This window comes from Ralstonia sp. VS2407 (assembly GCF_052950655.1).
In genome coordinates, this window is record NZ_JBRFVG010000324.1 from 1 (window position 1) to 446 (window position 446).

General features: G+C 67.3%; 1 protein-coding gene. It reads right to left on the bottom strand.

Annotated features, from left to right (window positions below):
• On the bottom strand, positions 1-446 hold a 446-nt coding region (locus tag ACU8YE_RS25280; protein ID WP_446930318.1), incomplete at both ends, for a cellulose biosynthesis cyclic di-GMP-binding regulatory protein BcsB.

Sequence of the window (446 nt, forward strand, 5' to 3'; positions counted from 1 at the left end):
GCCGGTAATCGGCGAGCGCGCCGAACCACGACGCGAGCACGCCCGCGCTGCGCAGCGTCGCGTCATCGGGCGTCGCGGGCAGCACGAACGGCAGCCGCAGCCGGCTGTTGTCGCGGCGATCGAAGAACGGCGCGGGCAGCAGCGCGAGATCGTTCGGCAGCCGCACCGAGGCCTCGTCGAAGATCAGCTCGCTCGTCGGGCTCACGTCGGCCCAAAGCGCCGAGTGCTCCGGGTCTTCGCAATGATCGAGCGTGTAGTGCGCGATGAGGCGCAGCTCGATCTGGTTGAAATCGGTGAAATAGCGCGCATCGAGCGGGATCTCCTGCGTCACCGCGCGCCCCGCGTGCTCGCTATCGAACGGCAGCGTCGCGACCGCCTCGCCGTTGATCGACACTTTCAGATGCGACACCGGAAACACGAGCGACGGCGAATACGTATACGTGAGC